A 21,191-nucleotide genomic window follows, 5' to 3' on the forward strand; every position below is an offset into this window, starting at 1 on the left:
TTCACTCCTAACCATGACATTTAACAATTCATTATTATAGCACACGGCCCTGTGGCTAGGGCAACAATTTTCATGTGAGAACGAAGATGTCCTAGTCAAATGACTAATTTTCGACAATTTCCTTGGACCATCCCAGCACATACGGCTCGTAGGCCTTTAAATGGTTGACCAGAGGCAATTCCGCTTCCTTGAGCAATTCAACGACCAGCCCCGCAATTTGAACAGCGCCGGTTTCATTAAAATGAGTGTTATCCTTCTCGCCTTCGGGATAATTCGCATGTTCTCCGGGCGCAAGCCAGAGGAGCAGCGTTTTGCTGGCCTCCGGCCCCAGCATCCGGTAAAGCGCCTCACTTCGGCTGCATAGATCCAGCACAGGCACATTCTGCTCCCGGCCAAGCTGAAGCATCGCTTCAGGGTAGTCGTCATGCGTAGGCACAAACCGGCCGCGGCCATCGAAGGAACGGCGGTTTACAGAGGTCACCAGCACCGGGTAAGCCCCCGCCTGCCTAGCTCCGTCTATGTATTGCTGCAGATAAGCCCGGTATGATCCGTTTGCCTCGGTGTGGCGCTCGGCATCCGGCTTCTGATCGTTATGCCCGAACTGGATAAACAAATAATCTCCCGCCTGAATGCTTCTCAGGATCGCGTCCAGCCGGCCCTCATCAATAAAGCTTTTCGAGCTGCGCCCGGAGGAGGCTGCGTTGGCAATCCGGACCGTTTCATCAAAGAAACGCCCCAGCATTTGCCCCCATCCCGCTCTCGGCGATTGCTCCGGCCCGTAGCTTGAAACGGTGGAATCACCTGCTAAATATACCGTAACCGAACTCATCTGGTCACCTCTGTCCCTTTTTTAGTACAGCGTAAAAAAAAGCGAATCGCGGCTCATCTGCCCGATTCGCTTTTCATTAATTACATGCTATGCACGGGAAACGTATTTGCCTTCTCCGGTGTTAATGATCAGCACATCGCCTTCGTTAATGAACAGCGGAACCTGTACGTTCAAGCCGGTTTCCAGCTTCGCACTTTTGGTTGCGCCGGTAGCGGTGTTGCCTTTAATCCCCGGCTCCGTTTCAACCACCTTCAGCTCAACGCTGTTCGGCAGGTTAATGCCCAGAATTTCGCCTTTGTAGCTAATGATGTTGACATTCATGTTTTCTTTCAGGAATTTCAATTCCCACTCCAGCTGCTTGCTGGTCAGCGCGAACTGATCGTAGGTTTCATTGTCCATGAAAGTATGATCGTCGCCAGCCGCATACAAATATTGAACCTGGCGGTTCTCTACGTGTGCCCGTCCAACGTCTTCGCCTGCACGGAAGGTACGCTCAACGACGTTGCCGTTGCGCAGATTTTTGAGCTTGGAGCGTACGAATGCAGCGCCTTTGCCCGGTTTTACGTGCTGGAAGTCCACAACGGAGAAAAGATCTCCATCCACTTCAATTGTTAAGCCTGTTCGAAAATCGTTAACTGATACCACTGCTGTTCTCCTCCTGCATCATACAAATGAAATTATAAGCAAAGAAATTCTTTGCTTGAATGCGTTAAAATGCGAATGCCCGTTTCAGTAAAGACAATATCGTCTTCAATGCGAACGCCGCCGAAGCCGGAAATGTAAATTCCAGGCTCAACCGTCATCGTCATTCCAGGCTCCATCACGGTGTCACAGGTTTGCGACAAACGCGGCGCCTCATGAATCTGCATGCCGAGGCTATGCCCGGTCCCGTGACCAAAACAATCCCCATAACCATACTTCGTTATGATATCCCTTGTCAAGCTGTCGCCTTCCCGGCCCGTCATGCCCGGGCGCAAGTTCGCCAGAGCATGGAGCTGCGCCTCCAGCACGATCCGGTAAATTTCCTTGTGCCGGTCCGTCGGCTTGCCGATAAATACCGTACGCGTAATGTCAGAGCAATAGCCCTGATACAGCGCGCCGAAGTCGAGCTTGACGAATTCGTTGGGCTGCAGCACCCGATCCGAGGCTACACCGTGCGGCAGCGCGGAACGCTCGCCGGAAGCCACAATGGTGTCGAAGGATGTTCCTGCCGCCCCGTTTTTCCTCAGGAAAAACTCAAGCTCCAGTGCAATATCGCGTTCCTTCGCCCCAGGCTTGATATACCCGAGAATATGAGTGAACGCGCGATCCGCAAGCTCTACTGCTTCCTGCATAATTTTGAGCTCGGCCGCATCCTTTATCATGCGCAGCTTTTCCACAATGGAATCCGTCGGCAGCAGCTGTATCCCCTTCAGGTCCTCGGCGAAGCTGAGGAACGCCCCGTAGGTGACACCGTTTTGCTCAAAGCCAAGCTCCGATATGCCCAGCTCCTGCAGCACTTGCCTGACACTCAGCATAGCCCGCGGCTCATGTTCAACGATTCGGTACAACGGGGCCTGCTTGGGGGCTTGCTCCCGGTAACGGAAATCAGTGAACAGGATCGCGTCTCTGTCCGTGACGAGCACATAACCCGAGGAGCCCGTAAATCCGGTGATGTATTTACGGTTATACGGATTGGAGATAAGAAGTGCGGGCAGCCCTTGTTCCGCCAAGGCTGTCCGCAGCCGTTTCAGACGCTCTGCGATCATGAAGCATCACCCTTTGTTTAAATGTTGGTGTAGCGCAGCAAGACCAAGCTCATAGCTATGTGCTCCAAAGCCGGCGATTTGACCGACTACGACCGGAGCGATAACTGAAACATGCCGAAATGATTCGCGTTTGTGAATGTTGGACATATGTACCTCTACTGCCGGTAAATTCACCGTGCTGAGCGCATCGCGCAGAGCGTAGCTATAATGAGTAAATGCGCCGGGATTCATCAAAATCCCGTCCTTTTTCCCATAGGCCTCATGAATTCGGTCAATTAGCGCGCCTTCATGGTTGGATTGAAAAAACTCCAGCTCCAGCCCAAGCGCCTCCGCTTGAATACGCAGCCTTTGCTCAATGGCTGGCAGCGAGTCTGTACCATAAATACCGGGCTCCCGGACACCCAGCATATTTAGGTTCGGCCCGTTCAGCACCAAAATTTGCTTCATTGCATCACCCTCTTTTTAGACGTAGCCATTTTACCATAAACTTCCCGGTTTTGAGAACCATTTTCTTCTGTCCGCCCCCCTCCGTTCCCGCTGCTTCCACCGGATGTCCCCGCTTCATACGGCTCGCGCTTCCGATCGTCGGTGAATTCAAAGGAGATGCTGTAGCCGATAAACAGACCCCAGACCAGAAACAGGCAAAAATCGCTTGTAATCGTGTTTAGATCCAGATTATCGAGCCTCTCCATCATGCCCATCGCGGGACCAGCGATCAAATAAAGCACACCCCACCACAAAATTCCGTACAATATTCCCAGCCATGGGCCGGGCGCTTTGCGGAGCAAGAGCGTGTACAAAAGCGCCGCGCCGATGGAGAATAAAGTGAATGCTCCCAGCCCCAAGGCCTGTCCCCAGCCCGACTCCAGAAATGAAAGGCTCAAAAAGGGCTTCAGCATAAATGCAATGCTGATTGTTGTAAATTTCAAGTAGGCCTCCGCCCATTTGAGCAGCCCCCAGACAAGGCCTGCAAAAAAGCCGACTTCTGCACCGAAAAGCCACGGATTGGTTGACTTGGTCGTTTCTTTGCGGTTTTTCTTAATACCCAAATTCCCATATTCTTTCATGACATTGTCTCTCCTTGTTTCACGCATGGCTGCTGTTAAAACGCCGCTTATTTGTTAGTATGCGCCGCCAAATTGAAATTTAACGACAAAACCCCGGGTAGCAATCGCCCCTTGAATCCGTTACAATAGAAAAATAAAATGATATATGAACCTATTGGGAGGATGGCCTCTTTGTCGCAAAATCAAAACATATACGGAGGGCAAGCGGTCATAGAAGGCGTAATGTTCGCCGGCAAGCACGTCCATGTCACAGCCGTCCGTCGTCAAAACAACGAAATCGAATTTTTAGAGGTGCCGAAGAAAGAAATCGGCTGGGTGAAAGCACTGAAAAAAATTCCACTCCTGCGAGGTATTGTCGGCATCATAGAATCCAGCGCGAAGGGCGCGCAGCATTTGAATTTCTCCGCGGAGAAATTTGCGGAAGAGGAGCAGCAGGAAGGAGAAGCGAAGAAGGAAGAACCCGGTGCAATGGGCCGGCTGTCTCTTATTCTCGGCGTTGCTGTCGTAGGTGTCCTGTCCTTCTTGTTCGGCAAGTTTGTATTTACCCTCGTTCCGCCGTTTCTTGAGCAATTGTTGTTCAGCAGCCTGTTCGAGAACCAGATCGGCCATAACCTGCTGGAAGGGCTAATCAAAATTATTTTGCTTGTCGCCTACATTTATTTTATTTCCCTGACGCCGATGATTAAACGGCTGTTCCAGTACCATGGAGCAGAGCATAAAGTGATTAGCGCTTATGAGGCCGGTGTTGAACTGACAGTCGCCAACGTACAGAAATTCAATACCCTGCATTACCGCTGCGGAAGCAGCTACATTGTGTTTACCGTCTTGATCGGAGTAATCATTTATTCTTTCTTCCAATATGATTCTATTTGGGAGCGGCTGCTGCAGCGGCTCATTCTGCTGCCTTTGGTCCTTGGTGTCTCTTACGAGGTTCTCCGTTTCACCAATGCCCTGCGGGATATGCCGGTTCTTCGTTTTCTCGGTTATCCGGGCCTGTGGCTCCAGAAGCTGACGACCAAGGAACCGGAAGACCACATGGTCGAGGTTTCAATCGCTTCCTTCAACCGGATGCGTGAGCTTGACGCACAATACAAATGAGGTGATTCGCATGTTTCGCCGCTACTCCCCTTTTATGTATATTGTTGGCGTGTTTATGGTAATCGGGCTGCTCACCAGCGTTATAAAAAACCCAAGCGGCCTTGCGCTGCCGGTCATTATTTTCGCCGTGGTGTTCTACTTGTGGAAATTTCCGCCCAAGCGCTTTCGGGGCGGCGGCTTTACTTCCGGCCCCAGCCCCCGGATGAAGCAGCAGCCGAAAAGCAAGACCGCCAAATTCCGCGTCATTCCGGGCAGTAAAACCGATGATGAGGAACCGCCGAAATATCACTAAGCTGTAGTTTACGGCAGCTGACGCCCTTCCTAGGAAGGGCGTCATTTTTTTTCTGCTTGCTGCTGGGCGGCAGCGGCCGACTGCATCCGGCGGACCTTGTTCATTTCCTGAACGTAATGGCCTACGGTCCAGCTCGAGAAATATTGCCTTCCCGCTTCAAGACCGGAATCGTACAGCGCCATGCTTTTTTCCGGGCTAATATCAAAATCTGTTACGCGGACACCGAGAGTAGGAATCTTGATGGTCCGAAATACATTATGCTGCTCGATATAGCGCTGATCATGAGCCTCCATCATGGTGGAGAACAGTGCCGTCAGCATGGAAAGCGGGCCGCGGATCTGGTGCTGGCGGCTGTCGGAGATACCCACAAGCTGAAAGCCGAGCGTCGGGACCACACTGGATACCTTCGGAGATTCCTCCCGGTCAAACAGCCATAACGGGAAATTGCTGAGCAGTCCGCCGTCCACCACGTACACAAACTGCTGCGCGAACGGGAGCTGCGGCTTCTGCTTCTGAAACGGCTTTCGTAAAATGACCGGATCAAAAAAATAAGGAATGCTGGTGCTCATGCGCACCGCCCGAGCCACAGACAATTGTGCAGGCTTCCAGCCATACTGCTCAATGTCGTCCGGCAGGACGAGCAGCTTTCCCTGCGAAATGTCGGAGGCAACGATTTTCAGTGTGCCGGGCTTCAAATCAGCAAAGGTCCGAACCCCCTTGGCGGCAAGCTTGTGAGCCATCCACCGCTCCAGCGCTTCCCCTGAATACAGCCCCTTCTTAATAAACAGGCGGACAGCCGGGCCGATAATCCTGATTTGATGGAGCGGCCCTTTTTTGATAAACGAAGTGAAAGGGGTTGAAGCGATTATATCCCTCATTTCTTCCGGCGTGTACCCTGCCGCCAGCATAGAGGCCACCATAGAGCCCGAGGAGGTGCCTGCGACACGCTCAAATTGAATTCCTTTCTCCTGCGCGGCCTGGAGCGCTCCAACAAGTCCGATAGCCTTCACGCCCCCACCTTCAAAAACAGCATTAATTTTCATACCGCATTCCGCTCCCTCTCCCACCAGGCTCCCGATCGCATTAGTGCCAGCCCAATCTAACCCAGGCCGAGCCGCTGTATCGGACCCTCCGGTTTTATCACCGCTCTTTTAGGTCTATGCCGGGAATGGTTGTACGTATGAGATTTGGAGGCAGACAAGGAAATAAAAGTCCGGAAAACGCAAAAAACCTCCCATGCAGCCGGCAATCCTGCCGGTAGGGAGGTATGTATTGCTAGAAAACAGTATTATTCCGATTCCAATTCCTTGCGTATCGATGCCAGTAGGTCCGCCTGCTCCGGATGACGGTGAAAATATTCCACCAGCACCTCGATGCACGTAATCGAATCCCAGCTTAAATGATGCTCAATGCCTTCCACATCCGTGTAAATGTTCTCCTCTTGCACACCAATCAGCTGCAAAAATTGCTCCAGCAGCTGGTGTCGGTCTACCAGACGTTTGCCCATCTTTTTCCCTTTGGAGGTGAGGACCAGCCCACGGTACTTCTCATAAACGAGATAGTTATCCTTGTCGAGCTTCTGAATCATTTTCGTCACGGAGGAGGGATGCACTTCCAGTCCCTCGGCGATATCGGACACCCGGGCATACCCTTTTTCATCGATGAGCTTGTAGATTCGTTCCAAATAATCTTCCATGCTCGGTGTGGCCGCCACGCTTGTTCCCCCTTCCATCGCTTGTTACGCACATAGTATAATACACGTTCACCCGGCATAAAGCAAGCTTCCCTGCGGCTTACTTGAAATTGTCAGGAGTGCTGCAAGCGCTATTCCGGCCAAAATAACGACGTCTTTCGTCACGGCCCTACAAGCCCCAAAGGAGGAACAAATGATGCCATCCGCCTTGGAAGCGCCTTCCAAAAATACATTGATGTTTGTGCCCGATTTGGTGTATTTCGAGCCGGGTGCTCTGGAATATGAGAAAGGACGCCGGATTCACGCCTGGGCAGAGGAGCAGAACTTGCCCATTCGCATCACCCCTTCCCATAACCGTATCACCGGCCTGCCGGGAGAAAGTGACCTGGAAAAGTACCGCCTTGCCAAGCGGACCCTTGTTGTCGGCGTGCGAAAAACCTTAACATTCGATACGTCCAAGCCCTCCGCAGAATACGCGATACCGATTGCAACCGGCTGCATGGGCCATTGTCACTACTGTTATCTGCAGACAACACTAGGCGCCAAGCCGTATATCCGGGTATATGTGAATACGGATGACATCATGCAAGCGGCCAAGCAATATATCGATGAACGGGCGCCGGAAATAACCCGCTTTGAAGCAGCCTGTACTTCGGACCCGGTCGGTCTCGAGCATATCAGCAGCTCGCTCAGGGAATTAATTGAGTTTATGGGCCAAGAAGAATACGGCCGTCTCCGGTTTGTAACCAAATTTCATCATGTCGATTCGCTGTTGACTGCAAAGCATAACAACCATACCCGATTCCGCTTCAGTGTCAATGCCGATTATGTCATCAAAAATTTTGAGCCGGCCACCTCCTCCTTCGAGGAGCGCATTGAAGCCGCGGGCAAAGTGGCCCGAGCCGGATACCCGCTCGGATTTATTATTGCCCCCATTATATGGCATGACGGCTGGGAGCAAGGCTACGCCGCTCTATTGCAAAAGCTGGCTCACGCGCTGCCGCCCGAAGCCGTCCGCGATTTAACCTTTGAGCTGATACAGCACCGTTTTACCAAAACAGCCAAAACCGTTATCGAGCAGCGCTACCCCAAAACCAAGCTGGAAATGGATGAGGCTAAGCGCAAATATAAGTGGGGGCGCTGGGGACAGGGCAAGTATGTATATCCCGATGAACAAGCAAATGCGCTCCGCGAATTTATCACTGAGCGCATCTTTGAGCATTTTCCCGAAGCTTCCATTGATTATTTTACGTAGGACACTAGAACTTCAGCCAATCCGGCGTCCGCTCTTGCAGCCAGACTGTAATCAGCAGCATCCGGTCCGTAAATAGCAGAACAGCAATCACGATCATTAACGCGCCGCCGGCCTTCATCAATGCCCCGGAATACCGCAATATCCATTTCGTTGTTCCAATAAAAAAGGACAGGACGAAAAACGGAACCGCGAATCCGATGGAATAAGCTGTCATCAGCGTAAACCAGTCACTCGGGCTGGTCGCCGCCAGACCCAATATGCCGCCGAGAATCGGGCCTACGCACGGAGACCAGCCTGCGGCAAAACCGATGCCGATGACAAGCGATCCGAAGTAGCCGGCAGGCTTGTTTTTAAACTGAAACTTCATATCCCTCATCAGCCATTGGGGCTGAAGCACGCCTAACAGCACAAGGCCCATAATCAAAATCAACAGTGCCGCAACCTGACGGATGGCATCCTTATAGTCATAAAACAAATCTGCGACTAAATTCACCCCGTAGCCTAGGGTATAGAACACCAGCGAGAATCCGATAATAAAGCACAATGTATGTCCCATCGTCGTTAAGCGAACCTCGCGGGCGCTTCGTTCGTCCTTCAGCTTGGATACCGAGATGCCTGTTATGTAGGACAAATAGGACGGATACAGCGGGAGACAGCAGGGTGAAATAAACGAAGCAAAACCTGCCCACAGGGCAATCCAGATCGTGATCTGATCCACAGTCGATGACCTCTTTTCTTCATTCTAGGTACGAACGCCCCGCTTCACAAATAAGGAGATACCCAGCATCGTAATTAGAGCAAGCACGATTGTTGCTCCCGGCGCCGTATCCCACAGCCCCGCTGTAATGAGTCCTCCGATGACAGCAATTTCGGCAACAAGCATTGAAATAAAGATCGTTTGCTTGAAGCTGCGGCTCAAAACGAGACTGCATGCGGCTGGAACGGTCACCAGCGCGGAGACGAGCAGAGCGCCGACAATTTTGATCGCAACGCTGATGACAAGAGCGGTCAATATCGTCATCATCAGATTCAGGGAGCGCATCGGCAGTCCGCTGACGCTTGCTGCATCCTCATCGAACACGAGCAGGAACAGCTCTTTGTAATAAGCGGCGATAAAGCCGATAACGATGACAGTAACGAGCAGCGTAACGCCGACATCCATCCAATCCAGCGTAAGAATGCTCCCGAACAAATAGCTTTGCACATTAATGTTAAAGCCTTTTCCCATGGTAAACAACAAGGAGGCCAAGGCTACCCCGCCCGACATCATAATCGCAATCGACAGCTCGGCATACGTCTTGTAAGCTTTGCGCAGCTTCTCAATCGCGAACGAAGCGACGACTGCAAACAGCAGCCCGACGAACAGGGGGTAAATATTAATGAGAAGCCCGAGCGCGACTCCTGCTATCGAGACGTGAGCCAGAGTATCCCCAATCATGGAAAGCCGCCGAAGCACCAGAAATATACCGAGCAGCGGCGCAGCAAGCCCGATCAAAATCCCTCCGATCAGGGCGCGAATAAAAAATTCATACGTGAAAATATCCAAGCCTGCTCTTCCTTTCTACTTTGCGTACTCCGGCTCAAGCCGGCCCCGCAAATCCCGCAGCGAATGCGTAATGCTCGTTTCCCGGCAATCCTCCAGGCTATGGGAATGCTTGACATAGAAATTCAGCTTGCCGGCGGTTTGCTTCGGCTGTCCGCCCAAATAAGATTTCATCAGGTCAACATCATGGGAGACCATCAGAAAGGTCAGGTTATGGTGCTCATGCATGTGACGCAGCAAATGGAAAAAATGGTCCTGTGTTTCCGCATCAACGCCGGTCATCGGTTCATCCAGGATAAGCAAGTCCGGGTTGTTAATCAAGGCTCGGGCGAGGAAAACCCGCTGCTGCTGTCCCCCGGACAACAACCCGATACGCTTCTCCGCCAAATCCTCGATGCTGAGCGCATGCATCGCTTCTTCACAGCGGGCCATATCACTGCTGCTAACACGGCGGAATAGCCGTTTGCGGCTGAACAAGCCGGATAAGACGACCTCACGCACCGTAGCCGGAAATAAGGGATTAAAGTTTTTCTTTTGCGGGACATAGCCGATTCGTTCCCAGTCTTTAAATTGAGAAATAGCCTGACCAAAGAGCCGAATGTCTCCTTGGTTAGGCTTGAGCAAACCGACAATCATTTTGAGCAGCGTGCTTTTTCCGGCGCCGTTTGAGCCGATGAGCCCCACAAAGTCCCTTTGATACAGCGTAAAGCTTAGCCCTTCAATGACAGGCTGCTGTTCATAGTGAAAGCTTACGTCCTCCAGGGTGATCATGCTTTGGTGACAATGCGGTTCGATCAGTTTTTTCATCACGGACGGCTCCTTCAAATCATATCGTACTCTATTGTAATCCTTTGACGAGATTTTGCAAATTGTTCTCCATTAAAGTGAAATAATCTGCGCCCGACTTCTCCTGCTCCTCCGTCAGGCCCTCCAGCGGGTTCAGAACGAGCAGTGTTTTGACTCCCGTATCCGCAGCTAGCGCTTTGGCGACTTTATCCGAAACCAGCTCCTCGAAAAAGATAGCTTTGACCTGGTTTTGTCTGACAAAGCTTGCGATTTCCTTCATCGACTGGGCCGTCGGCTCCGCATCAGGGGCCAGGCCCATTATCGGCAGCTGCTTCAAGCCGTATTCCTTGGCCAAATACGCAAAGGCATCGTGCGAGACGACGATATTTTTATTCGGCAGCTTCCCGAGGGTGTTCTGAAACTTGTTGTGCAGCGCATCCAGCCGGGCGCTCAGCTGAGCAAAATTGGCCTCGTAGTCTGACTTATGAGCGGCATCGGCTGAAATCAGCGCATGCTTGATGTTTTCGGCCATGTTCTTGGCCTGCAGCGGGCTCAGCCACACATGAGGATTAAATTCCAATTCCTCATGCTCGTGGCCGTGGCCGCTGTCTTCACCGTGCCCCTCTTGTTCTTCGGCTCGAATCAGATCAATTCCTTTGCTCGCCTCAACGACTTGCAGAGCGCTGTTTTTGTTCAAACTGCCGAGGAAATTGCCGACCCAGCCTTCCAAGCCGGCACCGTTATAGACAAACACCTGCGCGGCGGACAGATGTTTCATATCGCTCGATTTCGGCGTCCAATCATGCGGCTCGACCCCTGTCGGCACCAGGTTCACAACGTTCACATGCTCGCCGCCGATTTTGTTTGTGAAATCATATAACGGATAAAAGCTGGTAATAACGTTAACCTTGCCCTCCACCATCTTGGCCTGATTTCCCCCGCATGCGGACATCAGCGCCAGCGCCGCCGTTACCAGCAGCAGGAAGCCTGCTTTGATGCTGCTTTTCATGTTCCACTCGTTCCTCTCAATTCTATGATTCTAATAGTAATCTTTACTATTAATTGCATTGTTGATTATACGCGCCCTCGTCCGCGATTGCAAGAGCGCGAGTAGAAATGAACCAGATTGCAGCATAACATGGCCAGCTTTTATCAAGGTCATGAAAATTTTGCCAGCTTTGAAAGGAGTTTGCCGATTACTGTCGAATTGATTTTGAATATACCAGAAAACAACAGGATAGGGAGAGGCTATGCTTCTAAGAATCATGTCCCGGTTCAAACCAGAAACACTGCGTGCCCGTATGAAGTGGACCGTTGCACTTATTTGTATTCCGGTCAGCCTTGCCGGCGTCGCCGTGTTCTCCAAAATGTCCTATGATGCGCAAATGGCCCAAAAATTAAAACAACTGAAGCAGGCCGCCTCCATACAACAGCTTTATCTGGAGCAATGGCTCCAGCACCGCACCGCTGATTTAAAAACCCTCAACGGCAAGCCGGCCTTTCAAGCCCCCTTCTCGAACGATACCCAGCAAGAGCTGGCCGAATTCAAACGCACCCACCCATTGTTTCAGGACGCGGCCTTTTATGACCGCAGCGGGCTGGAGATCGTGCCTTTTCACCAAAAGCAGGATTACCAGCTTCCGGCCGGGGGGTTATTTGCCGATGCGCGGCAATGGAAAGCAACTGTGCTTGCCGTGAACAGTCTGGATCACAATAATCCCTACTTTATTGCAATCTCCATCCCCGTAGAAACAGCCGGGGGCTCGTTCGGGGGCATGATTGTCGGTCTGGTCAGCGCCAAGACGCTGGATAGAACGCTTAGCGAGGTAAAAACCGTCTCTACCAGCCGCTTCCTTCTTATCGACGCCAGCGGCCGGGCCCTGTACCGCTACGCCCCCGCCCATTCGACGAACCATCCGCTATTGCAGCTGGAGGATTACAGCCGCTTGTTCCAGCAAGCACACAGGCAAAGCAACACACCGGATACCAACGTTTGTTCGGGTCTTGCGGACTCCCTTTGCGCAGCCAGCCAGGTTGACCACGGGAATTGGTTAATAGTTGCCAGCCTCCCTTATACCGAAAAGCTGAAGCCGTATCTTCTGCAGCTATGGCTCGTCGTTGTCGTCGTGCTGCTGACAAACGCCCTGCTGCTCTTTATGATGGATCGGCTCTGGGTACTAATTATGCGGCCATTGAAGCATTTGCATCGCGGAGCCGCCGCCCTGCAGAAGAGCCGCTATGATTATCAAATCCATTCGGACACTATCGCCAGGCTGCCCGCCGAGCTTCGCAGGCCCCTGGAAACCTTTAACGAAATGGCACGGGTGCTTAATACCCAGATCAAAACGCTGGCTCAGACGGAAGCCCTGCTGCGCCGTTCGGAGAAGCTGTCCGTTGTCGGGCTTCTCGCTTCCGCAATGGCTCATGAAATCCGCAATCCGCTCACCTCCGTAAAAGGTTTTTTGCAGCTCATGCATCACCACCCGTCAGCGCTGGAATGCCGGGAGCAATATTTCCCGATTATGCTGACGGACATCGAACGCATTGAGCTTATTCTAAGCGAATTGCTCGTCCTCTCGAAGCCGCAGGCGCTGCACTTTCATCCGCGGGATATCCGGCTTATTCTGCAGCAAACCTTGCCCATCGTTGAAACAGAGGCCTCGCTGCGGGGCGTCCAGCTGCTGATGGAGCTTCCCTCGGTCCTCCCGCTTCTCGATTGCGAGGATAACCAATTGAAGCATGTCTTCATTCACGTGTTGAAAAATGCCATAGAGGCGATGCCCCATGGCGGGACTGTCGTCATTCAGGTTAGAACTGCCGGCGATAAGCTTCTGCTCCGGTTCACGGATCAAGGTGAAGGGATGTCCAGAGAGATGCTCAACCGGATTGGCGAGCCGTTCTACTCCACCAAAGAACAGGGAATGGGGCTTGGTCTTACCATATGCTACAAAATCGTCGAAAATCACGCCGGCCGGCTGCAAATTCACAGCACGCCGGGCAGAGGCACGACTGTTGAAATGGTGCTTCCAATTCATCGACCCTTTCTACGCGGCGAACGGGAAGCATCCGCCTCCCAGGCAGGCCTGTAGCGGCCTGTAAACAGAGAAGCCCAGCCGCCATCTAGTCCTGGATGGGGCCGGGCTTCTCTTTTATTTCAAAGTCCTTACTTCACTCTGGCTCCAACCGGAATGTCCTCGCTTACCGTTGCCAGTGTCAACGCATCTCCGTCGGAGGCGGCAAGAATCATGCCCTGCGACAGCTCGCCCCGCAGCTTGACCGGCTTCAGGTTGGTCACGCAAATGACTTTGCGGCCGACCATTTGCTCCGGCGTGTAAAATTTGGCGATGCCTGAAACAACCTGGCGCTGCTCCGTGCCGAGGTCGAGCTGAAGCTTAAGCAGCTTGTCCGCCTTCTTCACCGGCTCAGCCGCAATGACCTTCGCGACCCGCAGCTCTACGTTCATGAAGTCGTCAATCGAAATTTCCGGCATTTGCGCTTCTTCCGCTTCTGTCGCATTCCCGGCCTCCGGTGCCGCTGCCCCCGACTTGGCCACAGCTTCACCCGGCTTGGCCTCGGCGGCAGGAACTGCACCGCCTGTCATCGCAGCAACAATGTGCGCTATCTCCGGCTCAGCCTCCAGACGCGGGAATAACGGTTCTGCCTTACGCACCTTCGTTCCGTAAGGCAGCTGGCCGAACGCGCGCAAGCTTTCCCACGAAGTCAGCGCGCCCTGCTCTATACCGAGCTGATGCCAGATTTGGCCCGGGCTGCGCGTCAGGAACGGCTGAAGCAGAACGGATACGATCCGGAGCGATTCGGCCAGGTGGCACATTACTGAGCCAAGCGTATCCCGGCTGCTTTCATCCTTAGCCAGCACCCATGGCTGTGTCTCGTCAATATATTTGTTTGTGCGGCTGACCAATTGCCAAATCGCTGCAAGCGCAATGGAAAACTCCAGCTTCTCCATCGCCTCCTCCACTTTGGCCACGGCGGCGCGGGCCGTCTCCTGCAGCGGCCCGTCAAACTCGGTGGCCCCTGTCACAAGCGGCGGAATCGTGCCGTCGAAATATTTGTCAATCATCGCTACAGTACGGTTCAACAGGTTCCCCAAATCGTTAGCGAGATCATAGTTAATCCGCTCTACAAATGTCTCCGGTGTAAACGTGCCGTCGGAGCCAAATGGGATTTCCCGGAGCAGGTAATAACGCAGGCTATCCAGACCGTAACGGTCAATCAGCTTCACCGGATCGATGACATTTCCTTTGGACTTGGACATTTTGCCGTCCTTCGTAATAATCCAGCCGTGGCTGAACACCTGCTTCGGCAGCGGCAGGTCAAGCGCCATCAAAATGATCGGCCAGTAAATCGTGTGGAATCTGACGATCTCCTTACTCATCAAATGTACATCAGCCGGCCAAAATTGATTATACAGCGCTGGATTGTCGGTATCATAGCCCAGCGCCGTGATGTAATTGGTCAATGCATCGATCCAGACATAAATCACATGCTTCGGATCGCTCGGGACTTTAATCCCCCAGTCAAAGGTCGTCCGCGATACCGCCAAATCCTCCAGACCCGGCTTGATGAAATTGTTGATCATTTCATTTTTGCGGGATTCCGGCTGAATAAATTGCGGATGCTCTTCATAAAACTGGAGCAGACGATCCGCGTATTGGCTCATGCGGAAATAATAAATCTCCTCATTGATCAGCTCCACCGGACGCCCGCAATCCGGACAATTCCCGTTCTCCAGCTGCCGCTCCAGCACGAACGATTCGCAGGAGGTGCAGTACCAGCCCTCATAGCTGCCCAAATAAATATCGCCTTGATCGAGCAGACGCTGGAAAATACGCTGAACAGTCTTCGTATGCCGTTCTTCGGTCGTGCGGATGAAGTCATCATTGCTGATGTCAAGCTTCTTCCAAAGCTCTTTAATGCCGATAACGATGTCATCCACCATCTGCTGCGGCGATACGCCTTTTTCCTTGGCCTTGCGCTCAATCTTCTGTCCATGCTCGTCCGTACCGGTCAGGAAATGGACGTCGTAGCCCCGCAAACGCTTGTAGCGCGCCATGGCGTCTCCCGCCACCGTAGAGTAAGCATGCCCGATATGCAGCTTATCGTTCGGGTAATAAATGGGTGTTGTAATGTAAAACGACTTGTTCTCCTGCTGTGCCATTGGCCTGCAGCCTCCTTAATCATAATAACCGTGCGTAATGCCAAATCCTCGGCTTCGCCGCCTGGAAAAGCGGGCAACGCCCGTTCTGGCCATCGTAGAACGGCGTTGATGAGCATCTCCGCAAGTCTAAATAGAGCCACAAAAAAAAGCCCGCGTCCTGCTGGGACGAGAGCTTGTTCTCACGTGGTACCACCCAAATTCCTCCGCGCGCTTCTCAGATTCAAGCAGCCTTCGGCGGCCTAACCTGAAGAGCAGGCAGAGCTTCGTGTGCCGTTTCTAAAGTGAACGGCTTCCCCCTTAACGCGGGGCCCACGCCATCCTCTTACGGCCTTTGCCACACAGGCAGGACATTCTTCACCCGGGCTTCATCGCCGCTCGAAAACAGTTCCTCCCGGACCATCTTCAGACGCTTGCCTGTACCGGTTTTCAGCTGCCCCGGCTCTCTGCTGACAGGCTCCCTGCCTTACTTATCCGTTCACTGGAAAATATGCGCTTCCTAACGTCAATATACCGAAACCGTGCTGCACTGTCAAGCCGGACAGCTTGCGCTCAGGCCAAATCATCCTTGACCCCGGCCGGGGGCGTCTTCGAAGCGGGAAGCTCAGGAACAGGATCGAAGCCGCCGGGATGAAACGGATGGCATTTGCATATCCGCTTGGCGGCAAGCAGGGAGCCCCGCCACGGCCCATGAAGCTCAATGGCCTCCAAGGCATATCTGGAGCAGGTCGGGTGAAACCGGCAGGTCGGAGGTTTAAGCGGAGAGATGACAGCCCGGTACACATAAATGGGCGCTTTCAGAAGCTTTTTCATCATGGGCGTAACCGCCTTTCTTCTCCCTTAATTGATGCCGCCGCCCGCTTCCTCACGGCAATCCTCACAATAGCCGTAAATTTCGAACTTGTGCCGGACAACCTGGAACGCATCGGGAATTCCGGTCAGCTCGCTCATCGGACAATAAACAAGTGGAATCGTTTTGTCACAGCCCAGGCAAAACAAATGATGGTGGTGATGGTGCTCGGAACAATGCACCCGGAACTTAATGCCTTCCTCGAATACAAACTGCTCCAGAATGCCCATATCATGCATAACCCGCAAATTGCGGTATACCGTATCAAAGCTGAGGCCGGAGTACGTCCTGCCCATAAATTCATATACATCCTTCGGTGTCAGGTAGCCCGGGCTATCCGCAAAAAGCTTGGCCAGAGTGCGGCGCTGATCCGTAATCCGCAGCCCGTTTTTGGCCATCACTTCAATCATTTCTTCCGCTTTCATGAGCTGTCCCCCACAATCTTGTCACGTTATTATTCATAATGCCCCAAAAAAAAGAACCCGTCAAATGACGGGCTCTGTACGGTCGCTCACTGACACGCTGTGCCAAGACCGATTATTGAATGCCGAAGTGTTTTTTCAGATCGTCGAGCATCAGATTCGCTGCTTTTACACCGCCGGCGGTATTCCAGATGTTATCGTCAACCTTGATGGCTTTACCGGCTTTCACGGCATTCAGGTTTTTCCAGAGCGGATCGCCAAGCCAATCTGTTTCAATTTTGGTCGCTTCGCCGTTTCCGGTTTCATAGGTGAAATAGAAGATCATATCCCCTTCCATCTCCGGAATGCGCTCTTTGGGCAGCTTCGTTGCCGCAAATTCGTTTTTGTTCTGTACATCCGGACGGGCCAGACCGATTTGATCCAAAATAATTCCTGCGAACGTATCTTTATAATAAATACGTGTATCTCCCGGCATAAAACGGACTAAGGAGATCTTGGTGCTCAGCTTGTCGCCGAGCTTTGTTTTAATATCAGCTGCTCTCTTATCGAAATCAGCAATGACCTTGTCGCCCTCTGACGTTTTGCCCAGCACCTCGGCATAGAATTTGAAATTATCCTTCCATTGGCCGCGCAGCTTTTCCGAGAAAACGGTCGGCGCAATCGCTTTAAGCTGCTCATAAATTTTCTCGTGGCGCGTTTTGTTGCCGATAATCAGGTCCGGCTTGAGCGCGGCAATGGCTTCAACATTCGGCTCTCCTTCTTTGCCGACCGCGGTAACGCCCTGCATATCGTTTTTAATGTGTTCATACCACGGATTGCCTGTCCACGACTGAACAGCGCCGACGGGCTTCACTCCAAGCGCCAGAAGCGCCTCGGTGCCTTCGTTTGTCAAAATAACTACGCGCTGCGGGTTAGCCGGAACATCCGTTTCTCCCATAATATGCTTGATTTTACGCGGCTCAGCTTTGGCTGTTTCGGTGCTGCCGCCCTGCGCAGCCGGTGTCTGTTCAGCAGGCTTAGCGGTTCCGCATGCAGCCAGAACCAGCATCAATGCTGCTGCAATGCACAGGGTTCGCATAACCGCGGAGAAATTGGAAAATCGCTTCGAATTCATGTTGGTCTCCCCTATCATTGTGTTCATAAAGTGCGGCAATTGAATGATAACAATTCTCACCTGTTGCCGCTTATAAATATACTGATTTCAAACTGACCTGTCAACCGAATCTTGATAATGAGTTTCACCATCATTGACACATGAGAAATGTTCTCATAAAATGAGGGGTGACTATAAGCTAGAGGCGGAAGAAGGGCTTACAAATCATGGTTATTTTATTGCGTAACGGCTTACAAAAATGGAGCGGACTGGCAGGCGCTTTCGTCCTGATGCTCCTCTGTATGGCTGCCAGCGTACTGTTCGGCATCAAACAAATTCCTTTTCACACGATTATTGAAGCGTATACCTCTTTTAACGGCTCCAATGAGCACCTCATTATTACAACTACACGGGTTCCCCGCGCCTTTATCGCTGCTGCGGTAGGTGCAAGCCTGGCGATGGCCGGCGCCCTGATGCAGGCGCTGACCCGCAACCCGCTCGCTTCTCCCACATTGTTCGGCATTAACAGCGGCGCCGCGTTTGCACTGGTGCTCGTGTCGGCGTTGTCCTCCTTGACCAGTCTGGCGCAGATCACATGGGTTTCCTTTATCGGGGCCGGAGCAGCTTCAATTATCGTGTACGCGCTCGGATCAGCAGGCCGGGACGGCTTGACTCCGATCAAAATAACGCTGGCCGGAGCAGCCCTGACCGCGTTTTTCTCCTCCATGACATCCGGAGTTCTGCTTGTGAACGGCAAAACATTCGATCAGGTGCTGTCCTGGCTGGTCGGTTCCGTTGCCAACCGGGACCTGAGCACTCTGCTTGCAGTCCTGCCGTATTTGATTGCCGCCTGGATTGGCGCGCTAATTATTGCAGGTCCTGTGAACCTGATGGCCATGGGCGATGATGTAGCCAAGGGGCTCGGGCAGCGCACATTGCTGGTCAAAATCGTGTTATCCGTCATCGTGGTCATCCTGGCGGGGGGAGCCGTCGCCATTGCGGGGCCGATTGGTTTTGTCGGAATTATGATCCCCCATCTGGCGCGCGCGCTTGTCGGCAATGACCACCGCTGGCTGCTCCCGTTCTGCGGGCTGCTTGGCGCGGTGCTGCTGCTTGGCGCAGATGTAGGCTCCCGTTTCCTGATGTACGGAAAAGAAGTACCGGTCGGAGCTGTCACTGCAATCATCGGCGTGCCGTTCTTCGTGGTCATTGCAAGGAGGAAGAACAATGAGTAACTATCGTACGTTCCGCACTCGCGGCCAATCCTTCTCCATATTATGGAACAAAAAGCATGTCACGATATTATCCGTATTATTCATGCTTCTGTGCGCCGTATTTATAGTAAGTACAGGAATCGGCACGATGAAAATCTCCCCGCTGGACGTAGTACGTGTTCTCATCGGCCGAGGAGAAGATACATATCAAGTCGTTATCACCCAGTTCCGCCTGCCGCGTATGCTTGTTGCGGTTATGGTCGGCGCTGCTCTGGCGGTATCCGGCGCACTGCTGCAGGGTATAATCCGCAACCCGCTTGCATCGCCCGATCTCGTCGGGATTACGGGCGGCGCTTCCGTGGCTGCTGTAAGCTTTATTATTTTCTGGGGCGGGACGCTCAGCATCCACCTGCTTCCGCTTGCGGCTATCAGCGGCGCTCTGCTGAGCGCAATGCTTATGTACGGGCTGGCATGGAAAAAAGGGGTCTCCCCGCTTCGAATGGTGCTTATCGGAATCGGCATTTCCTCAGCCTGCAGTGCGCTCAGCTCCGTTCTGCTGCTTGCCGGTCCGGTCCAGCAGGCGGGGCAGGCGCTCTCCTGGCTGACCGGAAGCGTCTACGGATCGTCCTGGAAGCAGGTTTGGCTGCTTTTGCCCTGGATGCTCGTTTTGCTCCCGCTCACGCTGCTGCTGACGCGTGATTTGAACGCCCAGTCGCTTGGGGACGATATCGCCTCCAGCATTGGAGGACGTGTACAGCGCCAACGCTTGGTGCTGCTTGCCCTTAGTGTGGCATTAGCCGGAGCAGCCGCGGCTATCGGCGGCGCAATCTCCTTCGTCGGCTTAATGGCCTCTCACATGGCCCGCAAGCTGGTCGGCCCGTCCTTCGGCGCATTGCTGCCGACAAGCGCTGTTATCGGCGCCTTGACTGTTCTGCTGGCCGATGTTGTCGCCCGGACGGCGTTTGCGCCGCTTGATTTGCCGGCCGGCATATTCACCGCCGCTATCGGCGCGCCGTTTTTTGTGTATTTGCTGTACCGCAGCGGCCGAAACTAATCAAAGCACCGTGTCATATCGCTTCCGGCCGAATGCTGGAACCCGGCAGATCACAGGACTTCATGGAAGTTAAATTGGAGACGAACCAGGATAACGCCAGCACAATAGCTGATTAACTATGAAAAAACTTTGAGACAGGAAGTGACGCGTATGTCAACGCTGGAAGCCAAGCAGCTGACGCTTTCCTATGGAAATGGCCCGATTGTTGAAAATTTGAACTTGTCGATTCCAAACGGCAAAATCACGGTCTTTCTGGGCAGCAACGGGTGCGGCAAATCAACCCTGCTGCGTTCTATGGCCCGGCTGCTCAAGCCCGAAGAAGGGTCCATTCTGCTTGACGGGAAACAAATCCTGAAGCAATCGACGCGTGAGGTGGCCAAGCAGCTGGCGATTTTGCCCCAAGGCCCTGTCGCTCCGGAAGGTCTGACAGTGCTGCAGCTGGTCAAGCAGGGCCGCTACCCGTATCAAAGCTGGCTCCAGCAGTGGTCTGAGGAAGACGAGCGCATGGTCCGTAAAGCGCTGGTGGACACCAGGATGGACATGCTGGCCGACCGGGCGGTAGACTCCTTGTCGGGCGGTCAGCGGCAGCGCGCATGGATTGCGATGACCTTAGCTCAAGGAACCGGAACCATCCTGCTCGACGAACCGACCACCTACCTCGATATGACCCATCAAATCGAGATTCTGGATCTGCTCTTTGAATTAAATGAGAAAGAAAAACGCACCATTGTGATGGTGCTCCATGATCTGAACCTGGCCTGCCGCTATGCCCACCATATTGTGGCGATGAAGCAGGGCTCCGCCATTGCCGAAGGCAGGCCGGAGGACATTGTTACCCGTGAGCTGGTGCAGGAAGTCTTCGATTTGGAATGCGATGTGCTTCCGGACCCGCGTTTCGGCACCCCCATGATTATTCCCGGCGGCAAGGGCCGACGTGTTTCAGACGGTCTTGTAACGGCTACCGCCTAACTGAGCAAGGCTATCGCCGGGAGACGTTTGACTCTCCTTGGTCCCAATCGTATTGCTTGCCCGTTTATCGTACAAAGACTGCGTTTAGGAAGCACTTATGGT

At 52.9% G+C, this 21,191-nt stretch carries 21 protein-coding genes and 1 pseudogene; 7 read left to right on the forward strand and 15 right to left on the reverse strand.

Annotated elements, in window-relative coordinates; translation table 11 throughout:
- Positions 1-103: 103 nt before the first annotated feature.
- The 5 genes from WBG83_RS03070 to WBG83_RS03090 all read right to left on the reverse strand — a co-directional run bounded on the left by WBG83_RS03070 (position 104) and on the right by WBG83_RS03090 (position 3,644).
- Positions 104-829, reverse strand: coding sequence for a rhamnogalacturonan acetylesterase (locus tag WBG83_RS03070; RefSeq protein WP_336742555.1), 726 nt, complete (start codon positions 827-829; stop codon positions 104-106).
- A gap of 87 nt (positions 830-916) precedes the next feature.
- Complete coding sequence (gene efp / locus WBG83_RS03075; RefSeq protein WP_336742557.1) at positions 917-1,474, reverse strand: elongation factor P; 558 nt, start codon at positions 1,472-1,474, stop codon at positions 917-919.
- Positions 1,475-1,506: 32 nt separating this feature from the next.
- Positions 1,507-2,577: a M24 family metallopeptidase gene (locus WBG83_RS03080; protein ID WP_336742559.1), complete on the reverse strand. Its 1,071-nt coding sequence runs from the start codon at positions 2,575-2,577 to the stop codon at positions 1,507-1,509.
- Between the two features lie 6 nt (positions 2,578-2,583).
- Complete coding sequence (gene aroQ / locus WBG83_RS03085; protein ID WP_336742561.1) at positions 2,584-3,024, reverse strand: type II 3-dehydroquinate dehydratase; 441 nt, start codon at positions 3,022-3,024, stop codon at positions 2,584-2,586.
- Positions 3,021-3,644 carry a YqhR family membrane protein gene (locus WBG83_RS03090; RefSeq protein ID WP_336742563.1) on the reverse strand — a complete coding sequence of 208 codons (624 nt, stop codon included), beginning with the start codon at positions 3,642-3,644 and terminating at the stop codon, positions 3,021-3,023. The genes aroQ and WBG83_RS03090 overlap by 4 nt, the downstream gene beginning before the upstream one ends.
- A gap of 162 nt (positions 3,645-3,806) precedes the next feature.
- Here WBG83_RS03090 and WBG83_RS03095 point away from each other — a divergent pair, with 162 nt between their 5' ends.
- Both WBG83_RS03095 and WBG83_RS03100 read left to right on the forward strand, forming a co-directional pair.
- On the forward strand, positions 3,807-4,742 hold the full coding sequence (locus WBG83_RS03095) for a DUF1385 domain-containing protein (RefSeq protein ID WP_442955776.1): 936 nt from the start codon (positions 3,807-3,809) through the stop codon (positions 4,740-4,742).
- A 10-nt stretch (positions 4,743-4,752) separates the two neighbouring features.
- Positions 4,753-5,034, forward strand: coding sequence for a hypothetical protein (locus tag WBG83_RS03100; RefSeq protein WP_336742565.1), 282 nt, complete (start codon positions 4,753-4,755; stop codon positions 5,032-5,034).
- Positions 5,035-5,075: 41 nt separating this feature from the next.
- Here WBG83_RS03100 and WBG83_RS03105 read toward each other — a convergent pair whose 3' ends face one another.
- Together WBG83_RS03105 and mntR are read right to left on the reverse strand one after the other, a co-directional pair.
- Positions 5,076-6,077: a patatin-like phospholipase family protein gene (locus tag WBG83_RS03105; protein WP_336742567.1), complete on the reverse strand. Its 1,002-nt coding sequence runs from the start codon at positions 6,075-6,077 to the stop codon at positions 5,076-5,078.
- Positions 6,078-6,322: 245 nt separating this feature from the next.
- Positions 6,323-6,730, reverse strand: a complete 408-nt coding sequence (gene mntR, locus WBG83_RS03110; RefSeq protein WP_336742631.1) for a transcriptional regulator MntR — start codon at positions 6,728-6,730, stop codon at positions 6,323-6,325.
- A gap of 190 nt (positions 6,731-6,920) precedes the next feature.
- On the opposite strand from mntR, the gene splB reads away from it, so the two are divergent.
- Positions 6,921-7,982 carry a spore photoproduct lyase gene (gene splB, locus WBG83_RS03115; RefSeq protein ID WP_336742568.1) on the forward strand — a complete coding sequence of 354 codons (1,062 nt, stop codon included), beginning with the start codon at positions 6,921-6,923 and terminating at the stop codon, positions 7,980-7,982.
- Positions 7,983-7,986: 4 nt separating this feature from the next.
- Here the strand turns inward: splB and WBG83_RS03120 are convergent, their stop codons facing one another.
- The 4 genes and pseudogenes from WBG83_RS03120 to WBG83_RS03135 all read right to left on the reverse strand — a co-directional run bounded on the left by WBG83_RS03120 (position 7,987) and on the right by WBG83_RS03135 (position 11,320).
- Complete coding sequence (locus tag WBG83_RS03120; RefSeq protein ID WP_336742570.1) at positions 7,987-8,700, reverse strand: cytochrome c biogenesis CcdA family protein; 714 nt, start codon at positions 8,698-8,700, stop codon at positions 7,987-7,989.
- A gap of 24 nt (positions 8,701-8,724) precedes the next feature.
- On the reverse strand, positions 8,725-9,528 hold the full coding sequence (locus tag WBG83_RS03125; protein ID WP_336742571.1) for a metal ABC transporter permease: 804 nt from the start codon (positions 9,526-9,528) through the stop codon (positions 8,725-8,727).
- A gap of 15 nt (positions 9,529-9,543) precedes the next feature.
- Positions 9,544-10,236, reverse strand: a pseudogene (locus WBG83_RS03130) (metal ABC transporter ATP-binding protein); the annotation flags it as partial.
- A gap of 127 nt (positions 10,237-10,363) precedes the next feature.
- Complete coding sequence (locus WBG83_RS03135) at positions 10,364-11,320, reverse strand: metal ABC transporter substrate-binding protein (RefSeq protein ID WP_336742576.1); 957 nt, start codon at positions 11,318-11,320, stop codon at positions 10,364-10,366.
- Between the two features lie 241 nt (positions 11,321-11,561).
- On the opposite strand from WBG83_RS03135, the gene WBG83_RS03140 reads away from it, so the two are divergent.
- A complete protein-coding gene (locus WBG83_RS03140; protein ID WP_336742577.1) occupies positions 11,562-13,400 on the forward strand; it encodes a sensor histidine kinase in 1,839 nt (612 codons plus the stop codon).
- Between the two features lie 74 nt (positions 13,401-13,474).
- On the opposite strand, the gene metG is transcribed toward WBG83_RS03140, so the two are convergent.
- From metG to WBG83_RS03160, 4 genes are all read right to left on the reverse strand, one after another.
- Positions 13,475-15,490 carry a methionine--tRNA ligase gene (metG, locus tag WBG83_RS03145; RefSeq protein WP_336742579.1) on the reverse strand — a complete coding sequence of 672 codons (2,016 nt, stop codon included), beginning with the start codon at positions 15,488-15,490 and terminating at the stop codon, positions 13,475-13,477.
- 549 nt (positions 15,491-16,039) lie between these two features.
- Positions 16,040-16,300, reverse strand: coding sequence for a membrane protein insertion efficiency factor YidD (gene yidD / locus WBG83_RS03150; protein WP_336742633.1), 261 nt, complete (start codon positions 16,298-16,300; stop codon positions 16,040-16,042).
- Between the two features lie 27 nt (positions 16,301-16,327).
- Entirely contained in the window at positions 16,328-16,762 is a 435-nt protein-coding gene (locus WBG83_RS03155; RefSeq protein ID WP_336742581.1) for a Fur family transcriptional regulator, read from the reverse strand.
- Between the two features lie 112 nt (positions 16,763-16,874).
- The gene (locus WBG83_RS03160; protein ID WP_442955777.1) at positions 16,875-17,873 is read right to left on the reverse strand and encodes an ABC transporter substrate-binding protein; all 999 of its coding nucleotides are present in this window, start codon (positions 17,871-17,873) and stop codon (positions 16,875-16,877) included.
- A gap of 206 nt (positions 17,874-18,079) precedes the next feature.
- On the opposite strand from WBG83_RS03160, the gene WBG83_RS03165 reads away from it, so the two are divergent.
- The 3 genes from WBG83_RS03165 to WBG83_RS03175 all read left to right on the forward strand — a co-directional run bounded on the left by WBG83_RS03165 (position 18,080) and on the right by WBG83_RS03175 (position 21,089).
- Positions 18,080-19,087, forward strand: a complete 1,008-nt coding sequence (locus WBG83_RS03165) for a FecCD family ABC transporter permease (protein WP_336742583.1) — start codon at positions 18,080-18,082, stop codon at positions 19,085-19,087.
- Entirely contained in the window at positions 19,080-20,120 is a 1,041-nt protein-coding gene (locus tag WBG83_RS03170) for a FecCD family ABC transporter permease (protein WP_336742584.1), read from the forward strand. The genes WBG83_RS03165 and WBG83_RS03170 overlap by 8 nt, the downstream gene beginning before the upstream one ends.
- Before the next feature lie 150 nt (positions 20,121-20,270).
- Positions 20,271-21,089, forward strand: a complete 819-nt coding sequence (locus WBG83_RS03175) for an ABC transporter ATP-binding protein (protein WP_336742585.1) — start codon at positions 20,271-20,273, stop codon at positions 21,087-21,089.
- The last annotated feature ends 102 nt before the right edge of the window (positions 21,090-21,191 follow it).

It is taken from the genome of Paenibacillus sp. y28 (assembly GCF_037137075.1).
Taxonomy (GTDB): domain Bacteria; phylum Bacillota; class Bacilli; order Paenibacillales; family NBRC-103111; genus JBBBNV01.

Bases quoted from the DNA above. Each gene is read 5' to 3' on its own strand.
- WBG83_RS03070 (WP_336742555.1), bottom strand. From the start codon at position 829: ATGAGTTCGGTTACGGTATATTTAGCAGGTGATTCCACCGTTTCAAGC.
- WBG83_RS03090 (WP_336742563.1), bottom strand. From the start codon at position 3,644: ATGAAAGAATATGGGAATTTGGGTATTAAGAAAAACCGCAAAGAAACG.
- mntR (WP_336742631.1), bottom strand. From the start codon at position 6,730: ATGGAAGATTATTTGGAACGAATCTACAAGCTCATCGATGAAAAAGGG.
- WBG83_RS03105 (WP_336742567.1), bottom strand. From the start codon at position 6,077: ATGAAAATTAATGCTGTTTTTGAAGGTGGGGGCGTGAAGGCTATCGGA.
- WBG83_RS03080 (WP_336742559.1), bottom strand. From the start codon at position 2,577: ATGATCGCAGAGCGTCTGAAACGGCTGCGGACAGCCTTGGCGGAACAA.
- WBG83_RS03170 (WP_336742584.1), top strand. From the start codon at position 19,080: ATGAGTAACTATCGTACGTTCCGCACTCGCGGCCAATCCTTCTCCATA.
- metG (WP_336742579.1), bottom strand. From the start codon at position 15,490: ATGGCACAGCAGGAGAACAAGTCGTTTTACATTACAACACCCATTTAT.
- WBG83_RS03135 (WP_336742576.1), bottom strand. From the start codon at position 11,320: ATGAAAAGCAGCATCAAAGCAGGCTTCCTGCTGCTGGTAACGGCGGCG.
- yidD (WP_336742633.1), bottom strand. From the start codon at position 16,300: ATGAAAAAGCTTCTGAAAGCGCCCATTTATGTGTACCGGGCTGTCATC.
- WBG83_RS03165 (WP_336742583.1), top strand. From the start codon at position 18,080: ATGGTTATTTTATTGCGTAACGGCTTACAAAAATGGAGCGGACTGGCA.
- WBG83_RS03140 (WP_336742577.1), top strand. From the start codon at position 11,562: ATGCTTCTAAGAATCATGTCCCGGTTCAAACCAGAAACACTGCGTGCC.
- WBG83_RS03175 (WP_336742585.1), top strand. From the start codon at position 20,271: ATGTCAACGCTGGAAGCCAAGCAGCTGACGCTTTCCTATGGAAATGGC.
- WBG83_RS03155 (WP_336742581.1), bottom strand. From the start codon at position 16,762: ATGAAAGCGGAAGAAATGATTGAAGTGATGGCCAAAAACGGGCTGCGG.
- aroQ (WP_336742561.1), bottom strand. From the start codon at position 3,024: ATGAAGCAAATTTTGGTGCTGAACGGGCCGAACCTAAATATGCTGGGT.
- WBG83_RS03160 (WP_442955777.1), bottom strand. From the start codon at position 17,873: ATGAATTCGAAGCGATTTTCCAATTTCTCCGCGGTTATGCGAACCCTG.
- WBG83_RS03095 (WP_442955776.1), top strand. From the start codon at position 3,807: ATGGCCTCTTTGTCGCAAAATCAAAACATATACGGAGGGCAAGCGGTC.
- WBG83_RS03100 (WP_336742565.1), top strand. From the start codon at position 4,753: ATGTTTCGCCGCTACTCCCCTTTTATGTATATTGTTGGCGTGTTTATG.
- splB (WP_336742568.1), top strand. From the start codon at position 6,921: ATGATGCCATCCGCCTTGGAAGCGCCTTCCAAAAATACATTGATGTTT.